General features: G+C 25.8%; 1 pseudogene. It reads right to left on the reverse strand.

Going from position 1 to position 267, the window contains the following annotated elements:
* Nucleotides 1–267: pseudogene (locus CCO88_RS10555) on the reverse strand (Cj0814 family flagellar-dependent secreted protein); the annotation flags it as partial.

The raw sequence follows: 267 nt of genomic DNA on the forward strand, positions 1-267 counted from the left end.
GCTTTATTAAAATCACTTCCCATATAACCATCTTTATCTACACTATAACCATAGGCTGTATCAGTGCTTAAATCTACTTGTTTATATTTTAGAGTATAAATAGAGTTTTTAAATTCACTTGATATATCATAATTAGGAGAACTTGTCTTACTACTTATACTAAAATTAGTATTATTGCTAGTATTTGTTGTATTAGTAGAATTTAATACTTCACTTCTTGCTAGAGTTTGTGAATTTGCATTTTGAATTTCATTTAACTTACTAGCA

It is taken from the genome of Campylobacter coli LMG 9860, assembly GCF_000254135.1.
Lineage (GTDB): Bacteria > Campylobacterota > Campylobacteria > Campylobacterales > Campylobacteraceae > Campylobacter_D > Campylobacter_D coli.